This is a genomic window from Mesorhizobium sp. M0778 (assembly GCF_040320105.1).
Lineage (GTDB): Bacteria > Pseudomonadota > Alphaproteobacteria > Rhizobiales > Rhizobiaceae > Mesorhizobium.
The window spans coordinates 19,562-35,890 of the sequence record NZ_JAMYPA010000005.1 but is presented as its reverse complement, the minus strand read 5'-3'; the positions used below and the strand labels follow the sequence as shown (position 1 = coordinate 35,890).

The 16,329-nt window shown below is 61.1% G+C and carries 18 protein-coding genes and 2 tRNA genes; 9 read left to right on the top strand and 11 right to left on the bottom strand.

From position 1 onward, the window contains the following. The first annotated feature begins 28 nt into the window (after positions 1-28). From NKI22_RS09035 to NKI22_RS09005, 7 genes are all read left to right on the top strand, one after another. Positions 29-874, top strand: coding sequence for a transporter substrate-binding domain-containing protein (locus tag NKI22_RS09035; RefSeq protein WP_023719454.1), 846 nt, complete (start codon positions 29-31; stop codon positions 872-874). Positions 875-943: 69 nt separating this feature from the next. Further along, entirely contained in the window at positions 944-1,657 is a 714-nt protein-coding gene (locus NKI22_RS09030) for an ABC transporter permease (protein ID WP_023719453.1), read from the top strand. Beyond that, positions 1,654-2,373 carry an ABC transporter permease gene (locus NKI22_RS09025; protein ID WP_352716986.1) on the top strand — a complete coding sequence of 240 codons (720 nt, stop codon included), beginning with the start codon at positions 1,654-1,656 and terminating at the stop codon, positions 2,371-2,373. The genes NKI22_RS09030 and NKI22_RS09025 overlap by 4 nt, the downstream gene beginning before the upstream one ends. A gap of 21 nt (positions 2,374-2,394) precedes the next feature. After that, on the top strand, positions 2,395-3,987 hold the full coding sequence (gene ggt, locus NKI22_RS09020) for a gamma-glutamyltransferase (protein WP_352716937.1): 1,593 nt from the start codon (positions 2,395-2,397) through the stop codon (positions 3,985-3,987). A gap of 461 nt (positions 3,988-4,448) precedes the next feature. Beyond that, positions 4,449-4,904, top strand: a complete 456-nt coding sequence (locus NKI22_RS09015; RefSeq protein ID WP_352791676.1) for a hypothetical protein — start codon at positions 4,449-4,451, stop codon at positions 4,902-4,904. Beyond that, positions 4,901-5,656, top strand: a complete 756-nt coding sequence (locus NKI22_RS09010; RefSeq protein WP_352716933.1) for an AAA family ATPase — start codon at positions 4,901-4,903, stop codon at positions 5,654-5,656. The genes NKI22_RS09015 and NKI22_RS09010 overlap by 4 nt, the downstream gene beginning before the upstream one ends. Positions 5,657-5,873: 217 nt before the next feature. Next, positions 5,874-6,488 carry a class I SAM-dependent DNA methyltransferase gene (locus NKI22_RS09005; protein ID WP_352482429.1) on the top strand — a complete coding sequence of 205 codons (615 nt, stop codon included), beginning with the start codon at positions 5,874-5,876 and terminating at the stop codon, positions 6,486-6,488. Positions 6,489-6,701: 213 nt separating this feature from the next. On the opposite strand, the gene NKI22_RS09000 is transcribed toward NKI22_RS09005, so the two are convergent. The 10 genes from NKI22_RS09000 to NKI22_RS08955 form a co-directional block, all read right to left on the bottom strand. After that, positions 6,702-6,777: transfer RNA gene (locus tag NKI22_RS09000), tRNA-Phe, on the bottom strand. Between the two features lie 319 nt (positions 6,778-7,096). Continuing rightward, a complete protein-coding gene (gene yacG / locus NKI22_RS08995) occupies positions 7,097-7,288 on the bottom strand; it encodes a DNA gyrase inhibitor YacG (protein WP_023719447.1) in 192 nt (63 codons plus the stop codon). Continuing rightward, complete coding sequence (locus NKI22_RS08990) at positions 7,285-7,914, bottom strand: Maf-like protein (protein ID WP_023719446.1); 630 nt, start codon at positions 7,912-7,914, stop codon at positions 7,285-7,287. The genes yacG and NKI22_RS08990 overlap by 4 nt, the downstream gene beginning before the upstream one ends. A gap of 25 nt (positions 7,915-7,939) precedes the next feature. Next, positions 7,940-8,158, bottom strand: coding sequence for a translation initiation factor IF-1 (gene infA / locus NKI22_RS08985; RefSeq protein WP_006200926.1), 219 nt, complete (start codon positions 8,156-8,158; stop codon positions 7,940-7,942). Positions 8,159-8,247: 89 nt separating this feature from the next. Then, entirely contained in the window at positions 8,248-8,658 is a 411-nt protein-coding gene (locus tag NKI22_RS08980) for an arsenate-mycothiol transferase ArsC (RefSeq protein ID WP_023719445.1), read from the bottom strand. Between the two features lie 58 nt (positions 8,659-8,716). Beyond that, positions 8,717-9,202 carry a UPF0262 family protein gene (locus tag NKI22_RS08975; RefSeq protein WP_023719444.1) on the bottom strand — a complete coding sequence of 162 codons (486 nt, stop codon included), beginning with the start codon at positions 9,200-9,202 and terminating at the stop codon, positions 8,717-8,719. A gap of 2 nt (positions 9,203-9,204) precedes the next feature. Then, positions 9,205-10,497 carry a histidinol dehydrogenase gene (hisD, locus tag NKI22_RS08970; protein WP_023719443.1) on the bottom strand — a complete coding sequence of 431 codons (1,293 nt, stop codon included), beginning with the start codon at positions 10,495-10,497 and terminating at the stop codon, positions 9,205-9,207. Between the two features lie 4 nt (positions 10,498-10,501). After that, complete coding sequence (locus tag NKI22_RS08965) at positions 10,502-10,936, bottom strand: DUF2948 family protein (protein ID WP_352482425.1); 435 nt, start codon at positions 10,934-10,936, stop codon at positions 10,502-10,504. Between the two features lie 301 nt (positions 10,937-11,237). Then, the gene (murA, locus tag NKI22_RS08960; protein WP_023719441.1) at positions 11,238-12,530 is read right to left on the bottom strand and encodes a UDP-N-acetylglucosamine 1-carboxyvinyltransferase; all 1,293 of its coding nucleotides are present in this window, start codon (positions 12,528-12,530) and stop codon (positions 11,238-11,240) included. A 159-nt stretch (positions 12,531-12,689) separates the two neighbouring features. Beyond that, entirely contained in the window at positions 12,690-12,872 is a 183-nt protein-coding gene (locus NKI22_RS08955; RefSeq protein ID WP_023719440.1) for a hypothetical protein, read from the bottom strand. A 160-nt stretch (positions 12,873-13,032) separates the two neighbouring features. On the opposite strand from NKI22_RS08955, the gene NKI22_RS08950 reads away from it, so the two are divergent. After that, positions 13,033-13,107: transfer RNA gene (locus tag NKI22_RS08950), tRNA-Thr, on the top strand. 203 nt (positions 13,108-13,310) lie between these two features. Further along, on the top strand, positions 13,311-13,574 hold the full coding sequence (locus NKI22_RS08945) for a hypothetical protein (RefSeq protein ID WP_023719439.1): 264 nt from the start codon (positions 13,311-13,313) through the stop codon (positions 13,572-13,574). 1,370 nt (positions 13,575-14,944) lie between these two features. Here NKI22_RS08945 and NKI22_RS08940 read toward each other — a convergent pair. Next, on the bottom strand, positions 14,945-15,562 hold the full coding sequence (locus NKI22_RS08940) for a cupin domain-containing protein (RefSeq protein WP_352482423.1): 618 nt from the start codon (positions 15,560-15,562) through the stop codon (positions 14,945-14,947). Between the last annotated feature and the right edge of the window lie 767 nt (positions 15,563-16,329).

Here is a 16,329-nt window from a genome sequence, read left to right as displayed (position 1 = left end):
CCATACCGGCAAAAAAGAGGAGAATGACATGAAAATTAGCCGCATCGCAGCCATTGCGTCGGTCCTGTTCGGCCTGGTCCAGGCCGCCGTCGCACAAGAAACACCAAAGGCAATTACCATTGCCACCGAAGGAGCCTACGCGCCCTGGAATTTCACAACAGCCGACGGCAAACTGGACGGCTTCGAAGTCGATCTCGCCAATGATTTGTGCGGGCGAATGAAGATCGAGTGCAAGATCGTCGCACAGGACTGGGACGGCATGATCCCCGCGCTGACCGTCGGCAAGTTCGACGTGATCATGGCGAGCATGTTCATCACTGAAAAACGTCTGAAGATCATTGACTTTACCCAGCCATATGCGGTGGATCCCTCAGGTTTCGCGGTCGCAAAGGATAGCGAACTGGGCAAGGTCGGCATTTCCAACGAGCGGTTCAAGCTGGAGAATGAAGCCTCTGCGCAGGCGGCAATCGACAAGCTCAAGCCATTGCTGAAGGGAAAGATCATTGGAGTTCAGGCCGCAACGGCGAACCTGGAATTTGTGAAAAAATACTTCTCGGACGTCGCTGAGATTCGCGAATACAAGACCACCGAGCAACACGATCTCGATCTTGCCGCGGGTCGCATCGACGCGCTCTTCGCACAGCAGACAGCGCTGGCCGCCACGCTGGGCAAACCGGAGTTCAGCGACTATACGCTTGCCGGGCCGGGATTTGTCGGGGGGCTCTTCGGTCTTGGCTCCGGTGCCGGTATCCGCAAAGAGGACATCAAGCTGAAAGATATGCTCAACGGGGCCATCGACGCCGCGATCGCCGATGGCACGATCAAAACCCTGTCGCTTAAATGGCTCAAGAGCGACGTCACTCCAGTCAAGTAGGCGCTTGTCGGCGAACGGCCATTCCTGACCCGTTCCGGAGCTGAGCCGTTCGCCCTGCCGGGGGTATCGATGGTTGACGCATTCCGGCTACTTGGTTTCCAGCACGGAGGTTGGGGGGCTGCTCTTCTCATGGCGGCCTCGGTTACAGTGCTTCTGTCTGTGCTGGGCTTTGCGCTTGGCGCTGTATTCGGTGGGCTGGCAGCGGCCGGCCGTCTCCGCAACTCCAAGGTATTGAGGTTCTTGGCCCTTGGCTATTGCACGGTTTTCCGAGGCGTGCCCGACCTTCTGACCATTTATCTGCTTTACTATGGAGGAAGTGTCGCCCTGACCTCGCTTGGTCATAGCCTGGGCGGGTCCGGATTCGTCGGCGTTCCGGCCTTTGCCACTGGAACCTTGGCCATCGCAATCATCTCGGGCGCCTATCAAGCCGAGGTCTATCGAGGGGCCTACCTCGCCATCGACCAAGGACAGCACGATGCCGCTTGCGCGCTTGGTCTCAACCGGCTGCAGCGGCTGCGACAGGTTATTTTTCCCCAGCTCCTGAGCTACGCGCTGCCAGGTCTCGGCAACGTGTGGCAGTTGGTTCTGAAGGACTCGTCGCTGATATCGGTAATCGGCCTCGTTGAACTGATGCGCCAGGCACAGATCGCTGCAGGTTCGACCCGTGAACCATTCATCTTCTACATTGCTGCAGCCTTGCTCTATCTGGCTATCGCTTCCGTCACGGGCCATGCCTTTTACCGTCTGGAACGAAAGGCGCCGTGGCGCGTCCGGTCGGCATGATAGATTTCAGTTTTTTCCTCGAAATCCTGCCGAAGCTCCTCGCCGGCCTGCCGCTTACGATAGAATTGGCCCTGACTTCCATTGTTGCCGGCTTCGTCCTTGCCGTCACATTGGCGCTTGCCCAGCAATCGGAATCGCCCTTCGTCGTTTTGCCGATCCGTGGCTTCGTTGCCGTGTTCAGGGGCACGCCCCTGCTGGTGCAGATTTTTCTGACATATTATGGCCTTGGTCAGTTCCGGCACCAACTGTCGGCAATTGGATTATGGGCCGTTTTCCGCGAACCCTACTGGTGCGCAATCATCGCGCTGACACTCAACACCACCGCCTATGGCAGTGAAATCCTCCGCGGCGCGATTCAATCGGTGCCGCGCGGCCTTGTCGAGGCGGCCCGGTCTGTCGGCCTGTCCACCTGTCTGACCTATCGGCATGTTATCCTGCCGCTGGCCTTTCGCCAGGCTCTGCCGAGTTACGGCAACGAAATCATCCTGATGATCAAGGGCACGTCTCTGGCCTCCATCGTGACCTTGATGGAGGTGACTGGAATTGCCCAGGGATTGATCTCCCAGACTTACCGCGCCTTTGAAGTCTTCATCTGCGCGGGCGCCATTTATCTCACTTTGAATTTCGCGATCATCCGTGCCTTGGCGGCACTCGAATACTGGATGTCGCGGCATCTGCGGCACCGCCCCTCGACGATGAGGGACGCCGCCTCTTGAGCACGATCAGAAGGGCGTAGCATGCGAAATTTTGAGAAACCAACGCGCTCGGTCGTCGTTTCACGCGAGGCCATGGCCGCCACCTCTCATCCGTCGGCGACCCTGACGGCGGTGGAGATCATGGCGACCGGCGGCAACGCCATGGATGCCGCCATCGCAGCCTGCGCGGTGCAATGTGTCGTCGAACCAGCCTCGACAGGCATTGGAGGCGATTGCTTCGCTCTTCTGTCGCGAAACGGATCCGGCGAGGTCATCGCCTACAACGGATCGGGCAGGACACCCGCCGTCCTCACAATTGACTGGTTCCTCGAACGTGGCATGGCGGAGGTAGCTCGCAATTCTCCTGGCTCCGTCACCATCCCGGGAGCGATCGATGCCTGGACCAGATTGCACGCTGATCACGGGCACATGCCCTTCGATCAAATCCTGGCCCCTGCTATACGCTTCGCCGAGGAAGGCTACGCCATTTCACCGCGGGTCCATCGTGACTGGGCGTTGGAGGAAGAACTTCTGGCCTCCGATGTTACTGCGAAACGGATTTTCCTGCCAAACGGTCGCGCGCCAAGCGTTGGCCAAGTGCATCGCCAGCCTGAGTTGGCTGCAACGCTGCGGCTGATCGCAAGAAAAGGACGAGAGGCTTTCTACGCTGGCCCTGTGGCCGAAGACATGGTCGCCTATCTTCGTGGGCTCGGCGGATTGCACACACTCGAAGATTTCGCCTCGGCAACAGGCGAGTACGTGACCCCGATCAGCACGGCGTTTCGAGGCTGCGATGTGTTCGAATGTCCGCCGAATGGCCAGGGTGTGATCGCGTTGCTGATTCTAAACATCCTCTCGCGCTTCGAAGCCAACGGCGACCCGCAATCCGCGGACCGGCTTCACCTGGAAATCGAAGCGACACGCCTCGCTTACGCCGCGCGTGACCTGCTCGTCGCCGATCCTGATGCGTCCGAGGTCCCGGTGGCCGATATGTTGTCGAATGCTTGGGCCGATCGTCTGGCCGGCATGATTGACCTAAAGCGCGCCCGCGCGGACCTGCCGGCGTTCGATATGCCGCTGCACAGCGACACGGTCTATATTTCCGTTGTCGACAAGGATCGCAATGCGGTCAGTTTCATCAACTCGGTCTTCGACAGCTTTGGCTCGGGCCTGGTCTCGCCACGCTCCGGTGTCGTCTTGCACAATCGCGGGCAAAGCTTTTCGCTTGACCCCAGGCACCCCAATGCAGTGGCACCGAACAAGCGACCTCTGCATACCATCATACCCGGGATGCTTGCGAGAGGCGGCCGGGCAGAGATGCCTTTCGGCGTTATGGGTGGCTACTACCAGGCAATGGGCCACGCGCACCTGCTGACGAAGGTGCTCGACTTCGGGATGGACCTGCAGGAGGCGATCGATCTGCCGCGGGTCGCCCCCGTCAGCGGCACGATGAAGGTCCAGGCCGAACACGGGCTCGCTCGCGAAACCGTAGCTGAACTTAGCCGGCGCGGTTTCGAAATTATCCCTGCGACGGACCCGATCGGCGGTGCGCAGGCCATCCGCATCGATTGGGCAAACGGGACGCTGCTGGGCGGTTCTGAACCGCGCAAGGACGGCTGCGCCCTCGGTCTTTAGAGCGGTTGTGGCCGGAGCGGAATCCAAGATGCTGAAGGCGTTCTTCATCGCCATTTGGCCGGCGAGCAGGAGCCTCTGGCGCCATGGTCCAGATAATTCTTGCACGCCATCGACAATCCGCTCGGCGCGAGATTGTCGCCCATGTCTAGGTATAAACTGTTACCTATGTCTCCGGGCCGTACAGGGAAAAATGGTGCCCAGAGGCGGATTCGAACCACCGACACGCGGATTTTCAGTCCGCTGTCGGTGATTGATATTGTTCAGATTTTAGGCCGAATGTCGCGTTTGTGTCGCGTCAAGCCAAAACCGCCCGCTCGGCCTGAACTCGTTGCCCTGTTCAGCGCCCAAACGCGCGTGCCGTGGTGCCGACAGTCATTCAGATGGATGATGGTATGGTTCGGCACTCATAGTAAGCACTGATCCCCAGGCAATTTAGAGACTTTCTGAGGTCCATGTTCCCTATGGGCGCAAGCGGCGCGACGACGGAGGTGTTGGCGCAGGCGGCGGGGTCGGCGTCGTCGAGGCTCGCACGCCTGGAAGCCACGACGACCGACGTCGACCAACGGGCAACCGTGGGGCGCTCGATCGATCAGGAGATGGCACGGGCGACGAGCCAGTTCGACAGCGACAGGCGTGTCAACCAGCCGCAAGCGCAGGCGATCGAGAAGCAATTGCAAGTTCTCAAGTCAACCGGCAACGCTGTCGCGGCTCAACAGGCGGGACTGCACGCCATGGAAAGGCAGTCTTCCACCGCATCGCATCTCCTCCAAAGCTTTTTGCGGCGTCAGCAGGATGCCAGCGAGCGGGGTCAACTCGGCCAGGCGGATGCCAGAGTGTTTACGCTCGCCACACCGCCGGAGCGGGCGAGCTCGCTTCATCCGATCTTTCTGCTTCCTGTTCGGGAGATCCCTACATGATTATCGAGTTGTTCGGTCCGCCTGGCGCAGGCAAGACGACCCTTCTCCGCGCCCTTTGCCGTGAGCTGGCGAAACACGACATCCGTGTGAAGACAGTCAATGGCTATCGCCGGATTGATTTTGTGTCTGTCGGTAGCGAAGTCGATTCGGTCGAGGATGAAGGCCCGGAGACACGCCATGGCATCCAGCGTCTGGTGCACAAGCTCGCCACCGCGAGTCCGGTCTTGTTCTCGACCCCGCCGAGCGAGGGGGCCGCTGCGCGGCTTTTGGCATCGATCCCTCCAAAAAGTCGAATATGGGCGTTGCGTCTGAAGATCGACGTCGTTTTGCTTTTCGAAGCCTGGAATACGGCGCAGGCCTCAGAAGGGTACTTCATTTTCGAAGAGGGCATTGTTCAGGCGTTGTGCGCGCTCGTCCTGTTGGGACGAAATCAAAGTATCGACATGGTTCGTAATTGCCTGACGTTCCTGCCGCGACCGGATCTCCTCATTCAAGTCGACGCGCCCGGGGAAACGCTGCGCCACCGCCTCATTGAGCGGTATGCGCGGCAGCCGTACCTCGAGCGCCTTCTCGAAGTCGGAGTGGTCAGGGGCCTGAAGCAAGCGGATATCGCGAGGGAGATCGGGCAATGCCTGCAAGACAAATGGCCGCTGATGCGTGTCGACGGCCTCGACCCACGCAATTTCGAACAGGTCGTCGCGCGCATCGTGGGGCACGGATTGCCCGCGACGGCATGCGTCGGGCCAGACTAGAGGCGCGAGTTGCATGGTGCTCACGGTGAGATCGTTCGTTGGCATTCGCAGATTTCTGCGGGCGCAGCGGCGACCGTTCGGGAGCGTCCATGAGAACCGTGCACCCGCTCGTCGGGATTACCGAGCAAGCCACCAGACGGCTGGGTACGGTGCCCATTACTCCGACACGTACCGGTCCGGCTACTATGCAGCTCTGTGGTCGGGTATCGAAAAGCCTTTGGTCGAACGTATTCTCCTGCCTGTCGGCGGGCCGAACCGGAAATGCCTGGACTTCGCATGCGGCACAGGCCGCATAGCAAATATCGCAGCTCCATTTTTTGGTGAAGTCGTCGGCGTTGACATCTCCCAATCTATGCTGGCTAGCGCACGGGTTCCGAAGAACGTGAAATTGGTCCGCGCTGATCTTACGTTCTCTCCGCTTGCCGAAAGGTTCGACGTGGTCACGGCATTCAGATTCTTCCTCAATGCTGAAGATGAGCTCAGGAAGGATGCACTGTCGGCCATCAGCGCGCATTTGAACGAAGGTGGATTGCTAATCTCGAATATCCACATGAATGCGACCTCCCCAATAGGGCTGGTCTGCCGCATTCTGAACCGTTATGCAGGAGGGACAGTCCGCCACACTTTGAGCATTAAAGGATACGAGCAGACGCTCATTGCAAATGGCTTTATTGTCGAGCGGATAGTTGGGTACGGTTTTTTGCCGCGACCCGGGAAATTGCTGCCAAGACTGTGCGAAATATTGATGGTGCCGTTTGAAAGGATCTGCGCAAGTGCCAGGATTCCGGCGGAGCTTGCGCAGAATTTCCTGGTGGTTGCCAGAAAGCGGTAAAGCCGGCGGGCACATGAAATTTGAAACCGAGCATTTGCCATGAGGCTGGTCTTTGTTGAAGCTCATGTCGCGTTCATGTCGCGTGGAGTTGCCGACAGTCGCAGGAAACCCTTGAAACTCAACGGTAACAGTTCGCAACACGGCGCGACATGAAATGCCGTAAGTCGCCAAGCTGGCGACACCGCAAGCCATTGACTTTATATGAGGAAGTAGTGGTGCCCAGAGGCGGATTCGAACCACCGACACGCGGATTTTCAGTCCGCTGCTCTACCAACTGAGCTATCTGGGCCTGCTCCGGCGGGCGGCAATCTGCACACCGGGTTCATGAAAGCGCCGTCGGCACCCCTTGAAAGCGCGTGGGTTATAGCACGGGAATTCGGCCTGTCCAGCGCTTAGAGCATGATCCCGAAAAGTGGAATCCGGTTTTCGGAAAAGATCATGCTCAGGCAAAACGCCAGAACCTGTTCCATCCGACTCTACCCGGATGGAACAGCTTCTGGACATTGAGTTCAGGCGGGAAGCGACAGGCAGTCGGCAAGGCCGATCATCGGTCACAATCGCGGCCGCGAAACCGTCCCGAGCTTGTGGAAAACTGCAGGCGGACGGCGCTATTTCTGGTGGTCGTCGTCGTCCTCGTCGTCGCGGCCCGGGATGACGTAGACGCCCTTCAGCCAGCGGTTGAGGTCGATGTCCTTGCAGCGCTTCGAGCAGAACGGGTAGGTTTCGCGCGCCGATGGCTTGCCGCATTCGGGGCAGGGCCGCTTGGGTCGCAGCGGCGTGACCTTGTCGTCCGGGCTCATATCCGCGCACCCGCCAGCCAGTTGACGTGCACCTTGAAGCCTTCGCCGCTCAGCAGCGCCACCGTCTCGTAGAGCGGCAGGCCGACGACGTTGGTGTAGGAGCCGACGAGCTTGACGACGAAGGCGCCGGCAAGCCCCTGGACGGCATAGCCGCCGGCCTTGCCGCGCCATTCTCCCGACGCGATATAGGCGTCGATCTCCTCGCGCGGCAGCCGCTTGAAGCGCACCCTGGTCTCGACCAGCCGCAAGCGCTGCTTGCCGCCCGGCGTGATCAGGCAGATGCCGGAATAGACCCGGTGCGAACGGCCGGACAGCAGCCCGAGGCAGTTGGCGGCATCGTCGAGCGTCTCGGCCTTGGGCAGGATGCGCCGCCCGACGGCAACCACCGTGTCGGCGGCCAGCACGAAGCTCGGCAGGTAGTCCGTCTCGGTTTTCAGCGAGACCAGCGCCTTCTCGGCCTTCTGCGTCGCTAGCCGCTTGGCCAGCGACCGCGGATGCTCCGCGCGCAGCGGCGTCTCGTCGACATCGGCCGGCAGCACGCGATCCGGCTCGATGCCGGCCTGCTGCAACAGCTCGATCCGGCGCGGCGAACCCGAGGCAAGCACGAGCTTCTGCAAAATGCCCATCGCGATCCCGGCCGGGTCCTTGAACTTACTTGAAGCGGTAGGTGATGCGGCCCTTGGTCAGGTCGTAGGGCGTCATCTCGACCAGGACCTTGTCGCCGGTCAAAACGCGGATGCGATTCTTGCGCATGCGGCCGGCCGTATGGGCGATGATTTCATGTTCGTTTTCGAGCTTGACCCTGAACATCGCGTTGGGCAGCAATTCCGTCACGACACCCGGAAACTCGAGGACTTCTTCCTTCGGCATTCGATACCTTTGCTTGGATGGGTACTTCCAGCGCCCCGGCCGGAAAGTTGCGCGGAACCTATATGATAAACGTCCGCTTGTGAACACGCTTAATCCGCGGCGTTTTCAGCCTCGTTGCCGAGAAAACGGCGGCCGATCCGCGCCTTCAGCCGCTCGCGCACGTCGCGATAGGCAGCCATGATCTGTTCGCGCGTGCCGCTGACGCCGGTCGGGTCGGGCATCGGCCAATATTCGACTTCGACGGCCAGCGAGCGGGTGAGTTCGAGCGCGGTATGGTGGGCTTCCGGCGCCAGCGTCACGATCAGGTCGAAATAATCGTCTTCGAGGTCGTCCATCGTTCTCGGGTGCCGTTCGCCGAGCGACAGCCCCTCTTCGGCCAGCACGGCATCGACGAACGGATCGCGTTCGCCGCCGCGCACCCCGGCCGAGGCGACGAAAGTGGTAGGCGGGAGCACCTTGCGCGCCAGCAATTCGGCCATCGGCGAGCGCACGGCGTTCATGCCGCAAACAAACAGGATCGAGCGGGGCAGGATCGAGCGGGGCAGCGGGGCGGCCAGTTTAACCTCGCCAGTGCAGCACGCAAACCAGCGTGAACAGCCGGCGCGCCGTGTCGAAATCGATGTCGATCTTGCCGGCAAGCCGGTCCATCAGCGTCTGCGAGCCTTCATTGTGCAGGCCGCGCCGGCCCATGTCGATCGCCTCGATATGGCTGGGCGTCGCGGTGCGGATGGCGTCGTAATAGCTTTCACAGATCATGTAGTAATCCTTGACGATGCGCCTAAGCGGCGTCAGCGACAGGATATGGGTGACCACGGCTGCGCCGTCCTCGCGCGCCACCGCGAACACCAGCCGGGATTCGGCCAGCGACAGTTTCAGTCGGTATGGCCCGGCACCGTCGTCATTGACCGGCTGGAAACGGTTCTCCTCGATCAGGTCGAAGATCGCCACCGCCCGCTCATGCTCGACATCGGGCGTCGATCGGCCGATCGTCTCGTCGAGCTCGACATCGATCAGCCTGGCGCGGGTTTCGTCGTAGTCGGACATTTCTACATGTTCAGCCGGATGGCGACGGAGCGTCCATGCGCATCGAGTCCTTCCGCCTTGGCCAGCGTGATTGCCGCCGGCGCCAGCGCCCGCAACTGTTCCGGCCCGAGCTTCAGGATCGAGGTACGCTTGACGAAATCGAGCACCGAAAGCCCGGACGAAAAGCGCGCCGAGCGCGCCGTCGGCAGCACGTGGTTGGAGCCGGCGACATAGTCGCCGATGGCCTCCGGCGTATGACGGCCGAGAAACACCGCACCGGCATTGCGCATCCGCGCCAGGAAAGGCTCTGGGTCGTCGATGGCAAGCTCGACATGTTCGGCCGCGATGCGGTCGACCAGCGGCAGTGCTGCCTCGATCGTCGGCACCAGGACTATGGCGCCGAAATCGCGCCAACTCGCCGCCGCCGTCGCGGCGCGCGGCAGGTTCTGCAATTGGCGTTCGACCGCCTGTTCGACCGCGTCGCCGAAGGCAGGGTCGTTGGTGATCAGGATCGATTGCGACGACACGTCGTGCTCGGCCTGGGCCAGCAGGTCGGCTGCGATCCAGTCGGGGTCGTTGCTGCCGTCGGCGACGACCAGCACTTCCGAAGGCCCGGCGATCATGTCGATGCCGACCGTGCCGAACACCTGGCGTTTGGCCGCCGCGACATAGGCATTGCCGGGGCCGACGATCTTGGCGACGGGCTTTATCGTCTCGGTGCCATAGGCAAGGGCTGCGATCGCCTGGGCGCCGCCGACGCGGTAGATTTCGGAAACGCCGGCAAGGTCGGCCGCGACCAGCACCAGCGGCGGCACGTCGCCGCCGGAGGCTGGCACCACCATGGCAATGCGCTCGACGCCGGCGACCTTGGCCGGCACGGCGTTCATCAGCACCGAGCTCGGATAGCTCGCCGTGCCGCCCGGCACATAGAGCCCGACGGCCTCGATCGCCGTCCAGCGCGAGCCGAGCTCGACGCCGGCGGCGTCGGTATAGCGATCGTCTTTAGGCAGCTGCCGCTGGTGATGGGAGCGGATGCGCTCGCGGGCGAATTTCAGCGCCTCGACCGTCTGCGGATCGGCTGCATCGTAAGCCTTGGCAATGTCATCCTTGGACACCGCAATGCCGAGCCTTGTCAGGTCGCCGCCGCCGAATTTCTGCGTGTAGGCGACGAGCGCCGCGTCGCCGTCGGCGCGCACCTTGGCGATGATCTCGCGCACCACGGCGTCGACGTCGGCCGAGACTTCCCGCTTGGTCAGCAGGAACGCGGCAAAGCGCTGCTCGAAATCGGCGTCGGACTGGCGAAGCGTGATGGCCATCGGCTCAGACCCTGTGGACCGGGCGCGACGTCGCTTCCCAGGCACCGCCGACATCGGCAAGCCGCGCCTCGATGCATTCGACATCGAGCATGATGGCGCCGCCTCCCGCAAAGATCAGCTCGACGATGCCGGCCGGCTTGTCTAGCGCGAGAAAGCTGATCGCCAGCAGCGACAGCACCTCGTCCGGTTTGTCGCGGGCAATGCCGCTGGTCTTGGCGGCGAGCACCCGGTCGAAATGCAGCACGGCTTGCCGCCGCTCATTGTGCTGGCGCAAGAAGCCCGATTTCGCCTCCCAGACGAAGCGGTTCATGGTCAGCACGAAGCGCTTGACCGAAGGCAGGTATTCGAGATCGCTGACCTTCATCACGGCATCCTGGACATGCGCCGAGATGATGCTCAGATCCTGATCGTCGAGCGCGACAAGCTTAAGGCCATTCATGCGGAATTCGCACCTGCGAGTTGACTATTCGACCTTCTGTTAGGCGGTCTTTCCGGCTCGTGCAACCGCACCGGAGGTCTTGGCCAGGCAATCGCCCCGGTCAGCGCCGCCCCTCGTCCGCCTGCCGGGACCTTCTCCCCGTATAGGGACGGGGAGAAGAGGCTGGCCGCAACCTCGGCACCCTCTCCGCAACGCTGGAGATTGGCGAAATCCTTCGCCAGGCGGTCCTTCTCCCGTCCCTATACGGGGAGAAGATGCCGGCAGGCAGATGAGGGGCGGCGCTGACCTGAGCCTGCTATCGTTACCCCGAAATGCGCTCGATCTCCGCGCCGCAGCCGGACAGCTTTTCTTCCAGCCGCTCGAAGCCGCGGTCGAGATGATAGACGCGGTTGACCGTGGTCTCGCCTTCTGCCGCAAGGCCGGCGATGACCAGCGACACCGAGGCGCGAAGGTCGGTTGCCATGACAGGCGCGCCCTTCAGCTTCGCCACGCCGTCGACGATCGCCGTCTGGCCGGACAGCGTGATGTGGGCGCCGAGCCGGGCGAGCTCCTGGACGTGCATGAAGCGGTTTTCGAAGATCGTCTCGGTGATGCGCGACTTACCCTTGGCCATCGTCATCAGGCCCATGAACTGCGCCTGCAGATCGGTCGGGAACGCCGGGAACGGCGCCGTCGTCACGTCGACCGGCGAAATGCCGGCGCCGTTGCGCCTGACGCGGATGCCGGAATTGGTCTGCGTGATCTCAGCACCGGTCTGCGAAATGATGTCCAGCGCCGTCTGCAACAAGTCGGGCCGCGCGCCTTCCAGCACGACGTCGCCGCCGGTCATCGCCACCGCCATCGCATAGGTGCCGGTCTCGATACGGTCGGGGATCACCCTGACGCGGGCGCCCGACAGCGCCTCGACGCCGTCGATGGTGATGGTCGCGGTGCCAGCGCCGGAGATCTTCGCACCCATGGCGTTGAGGCAGTCGGCAAGGTTGACGATCTCGGGCTCGCGGGCTGCGTTTTCGAGCACCGTCTCGCCCTTGGCCAGCGAGGCCGCCATCATCAGCACATGGGTGGCGCCGACCGAGACTTTCGGGAACACGTAGCGGTTGCCGACCAGCCGGCCGTTCCTGGTCTTGGCGATGACATAGCCGGTATCGACGTCGATGTCGGCGCCCAGCGCCTGCAGGCCTTCCAGGAAGAGGTCGACCGGCCGCGTGCCGATGGCGCAGCCGCCGGGCAGCGACACCTTGGCCTCGCCCATGCGGGCCAGCAGAGGGCCGATCACCCAGAACGACGCCCGCATCTTCGACACCAGCTCGTAAGGCGCCGTCGTGTCGACGATGTTGCGGGCGGAGAAATTGATGGTGCGCGAATAGCCCTCATGCTGCTTTTCGCGGCGGCCATTGACCGAATAGTCGACGCCGTGATTGCCGAGGATGCGGATCAGCTGCTCGACGTCGGCCAGATGCGGCACGTTTTCCAGCGTCAGCGTGTCGTCGGTCAAAAGCGCGGCGATCATCAGCGGCAGCGCGGCGTTTTTCGCGCCCGAGATCGGGATGCTTCCGGCAAGCTTGTTGCCGCCGACAATTCTGATGCGATCCATGAAGAGCGTCCCCTCGGCCGAAAAGCCGGTTTAAATCGGTTGAGTCAGTTGCGGCCCATCTAGACCATTGGCCGGCTTGGTTCAAGAAACAGGCTATTTCCCCGCGTTGGCCCACGATACCTTGGCCAAAATACCGGCGACCAACATAGCCGATTCGCGTTAATCCTTCTGCTTTGCCGCCTGCAGCCCGTCCGGCCGCTGGTCGGCCCCGCCGGTTCGCCGTGAGCGCGATTGCGCCTTGCGCTTCTGCAGATTGGCACGCAACTGCTCGGCCAGCCGGTCCTTCCGGCCAGCCTTTTTTGGTAGACCATCCTTGTTCGGAGAAATTGTCTTGTCGTTCATCGTCCCGTCCCCGGCCGGCGACCCGCCCGTGCGGATCAAGGGATAGCCAACATTGTGGCATGGCCATGTCCGGAACAATCGCCTGGTGCGGCCTTTCAACCCGTCTTTGTCTTGGCCTTGCGCTTGCCGGTTCGATATGGCAGAAGCCCCGCCATCGGCGGCTGCGGTAGCTCAGTGGTAGAGCACTCCCTTGGTAAGGGAGAGGTCGAGAGTTCAATCCTCTCTCGCAGCACCAGATCGTTTTCGCTAGCGCACCTTCCAAGGCCGCTTGACCTGCTCGATGATGATTGTGCACGGTTGGCGAGGTTGCCGAAAAATAGGCGCCCCGCGACCTGCCGAGTGCCACGCGCGCAGGCTTGTCAAAAATGATCGTCTTGCACGCTCACCTCCCGAGTCTCGAACGCGACTCAATCCTCTGTGATGTGATAGCTTACCGCCATGTCGGATCATATTCTGCCTGGCCAGAAGCAGCCCAAGCTGATCGTCGTCGTGGCGTTCGATCGTGGCGAGGACGGCGAACTGTTTCCCACCTTTGGTCCGGCTGATCAGCAAAGCGAGGAACGCGCCATCCGCACCGCTAAGACGCTCGCAGGGAAGCACGTTGGCGTAATCGCATGGAGCCGTGACGCGAACCCGGCGCTTGGTGACTACGGCCCGCCGACCGTGCTATTCACCAGCGGTGACGTGCCGGATATGGAGTAAATTCAGTCGGGGTCTATCTCACGGTGCTCGATGGGACGTGCTTTACAAGGACGATGAGCCTTTTTGCTCGATTCATCCTCGCCCTTTCAGTCTGCTTGATCTGTCTGCCTTTGGAATCCAAAGCGGCTCCAGGCTCCACAGCATCCCGCGATGTGCAGGAGGCCGAGGCGTGCAGTCCTCTAAACAAAGCCAACGAAAGAGTATTAAGGACGCCCGCCATTCAGGTTACGGACCACTTAATTAGGTATGGTGACCAACCTGGGTTTCTGCATCAAGAAGAGATCTACATAGGCGATATGGTATACTCACGACGCCAGCCTTTTGGGCGCTGGATCGCGACGGCACGTCCTCCGGGCAGCGACTTGAATCCGGACGGGACGCCGATAAACCGAACTTGCAGCCGCGTCGGTGAAGAGAAGTTGGACGGCATAAATACCGTGGTCATCAGATATGATAAAATGATCAACGACCAACACCAGTCGTACCGCTGCACCACTTGGCTTGAAACTCCAAAATACAGACCCCTAAAGATGGTGTGTAAAGGACCCTTTGAGTGGACAAGATATTGGTTCTACCGGACCGACATTAAGCCGCCGATGCCACCACCGAAGTGAGCGCCTCTCGCCGTTTCACCTCTCAAGTTCCGTTCATGCCGCATCATCGCATCCGCGATGACCTCGCGGTGGCGTGTATAGATGCCGGGGCTCGACACAATTGATGCAGGCGTGCCGAAGACGCACGGTTGATCGTTCCAAGCGATTGTGGCGGGACGGTCCATGTGCCAATTAATTGCGGTACACTGACGTGCCCGATTTGGAGAGCCTCATTTGAAATGCGCCGGCAAATTGATCGTCGCAACAGCACTGCTGATTGCTGGCTGTCAAAGCGATGGTAGAACCCAGTTTGAAGCAGGCAGAGCGAAACTGCAGAGTCCGGAACAGAGGCGCGCTGCAATTCAGCACTGCCTCAAAGGCGTAACATCGAAAAAGAGATGGGTTCGAGGACGACCTCCTCCCGGAGGCGTGAAGTGGTGCACCGACTTTGTCAATGCTTGGGCCACCGGCCGCTGGACCTATAACGACTATCGCAACGGAACTCCGAAGACCGGCTATGACTACAGAAGAGACAAGATCGTGAAACTTCCCGCCCCATGAAGGCCTGGACCGTCGTTGTCAGGCCTCGCTGGAAATATGAGCCCCGAGCGGGAAATGGACGGCTATGCAGGTCAGGCGAACCCAATCCGATGGCGTTGGGGTCAAAACCCACCACGCTGAACGACCCGAGTTCGACCCAGGGCAGACATTCACAGCTCGTTGACCGACTGTCTGCAACAGGTGGAGAGCGGAAGTACCACCCCGGGAAATGTCGCCTCAGTCGAGGCTGGCCGGCGACGAGAACGGCTGCTTGGCGTCGACCACGAAGATGGCCAGCTCATCGAGATCGGTTGTGCCGGCGCTGAACACCTCCATCGGTGTGTTGGCCCCGTGTCCGATCATGGCTGTGCCAGCTTCAGCATAGGTCACTCCGTGGGGCGTCCTCTGGCCGACCTTGCCGGCCAGCACATAGAAGGCCTCCGGTCCCGGATGCGTATGGATCTTCGTCTTGACGCCGGGCGCTCCACCGGCGCGGTTGACGCGCAGCAAATACTCGCTTGCACTGATCGGAGGGATCGGTCCGATCTCGATGACCTTGGTTCCGCCGGTTGTCGAGCCATCCTTCGGTCCAAGCGTGAACAGCCAGACCTTGCCTGCGATCTCCGCCGCAAGCGAGGTCGGGCCCGCCGCGCTTTGGGCCTGCGCCAGCGTTGGCAGATTATCCAGCCGCCAGTACAACGGTCCGGAGGGCAGTTCCGTCACCTTTTTCTCAACCACCGGCTCGACGGCGAATTTGCTGTCTGCGGGCATTGAGACTGACGTCATCAGCCCGAAAGCACACACCGAGAATATAAGCAGGCTAATACGGCGGGCGCTGAGGGAATGCGGCTTCATGGTTGGTCCTCCCTGTTCATGGTCACCCCCTCGACACAATATTAGCTATAGCATATGTACCGCCTTACGGGGCGGACCAAATTTCGGGCCACCCTAGTGCGCCTGCCGCCAAAGAAGACTGTTCATGATGCCAAACCGTCTCGGGAGAGTTTTCAAGTATTGGAACTAGGTCGTCGCGGTGGCATTGGCTGCGATGACGAGTGCCAGCAGAGGAACGCGTGGCTCCTCCGGTCGTCAAATGGGTAGCCGACGGCCCCGTTTAGGGTTCGAAGCAGTCTTGCCCCCAGGCTACTGTGTCTGACGTGAGTCCAACGGTCCTGCCGTCCAAGATCGGCCCGCGCATGGCAGCCAGAGCCGCTCAGGCGGGCGCTCGAAAATGTCTGAGGTGCCAAGGTCGGCGCACAGCTCCGCTCGCATGCGCCATGATGCGTGCGGGGAAAGGCTTCTGGTCTGCCCCTGCTGCAGGCGGCTTAGCAAAGCTTGCAGCCGGGAACAACCACTCAACGACTCGCGTTTCTGCCAGGGCCCGCTTCTTTTGCAACAGGGCGGCGGGCGTCGAAGGCTCGCAAATGTCGCGCCGGCGTTTCAATAGCACTCGCCTCAGCCCTCACGATTTGGCTATTTGTGAACGCGTGTTTGATCAGGTTTGCGCAGATGAACACATTGACCTTTTAAGCCTGGATGCCGAAGCCTTAGCGGTGATGATTGTCGCAATCTTCCGAAACTTGACTACCAATGAGCGCGAACTGCTGGAGGAAGTTAGGTCT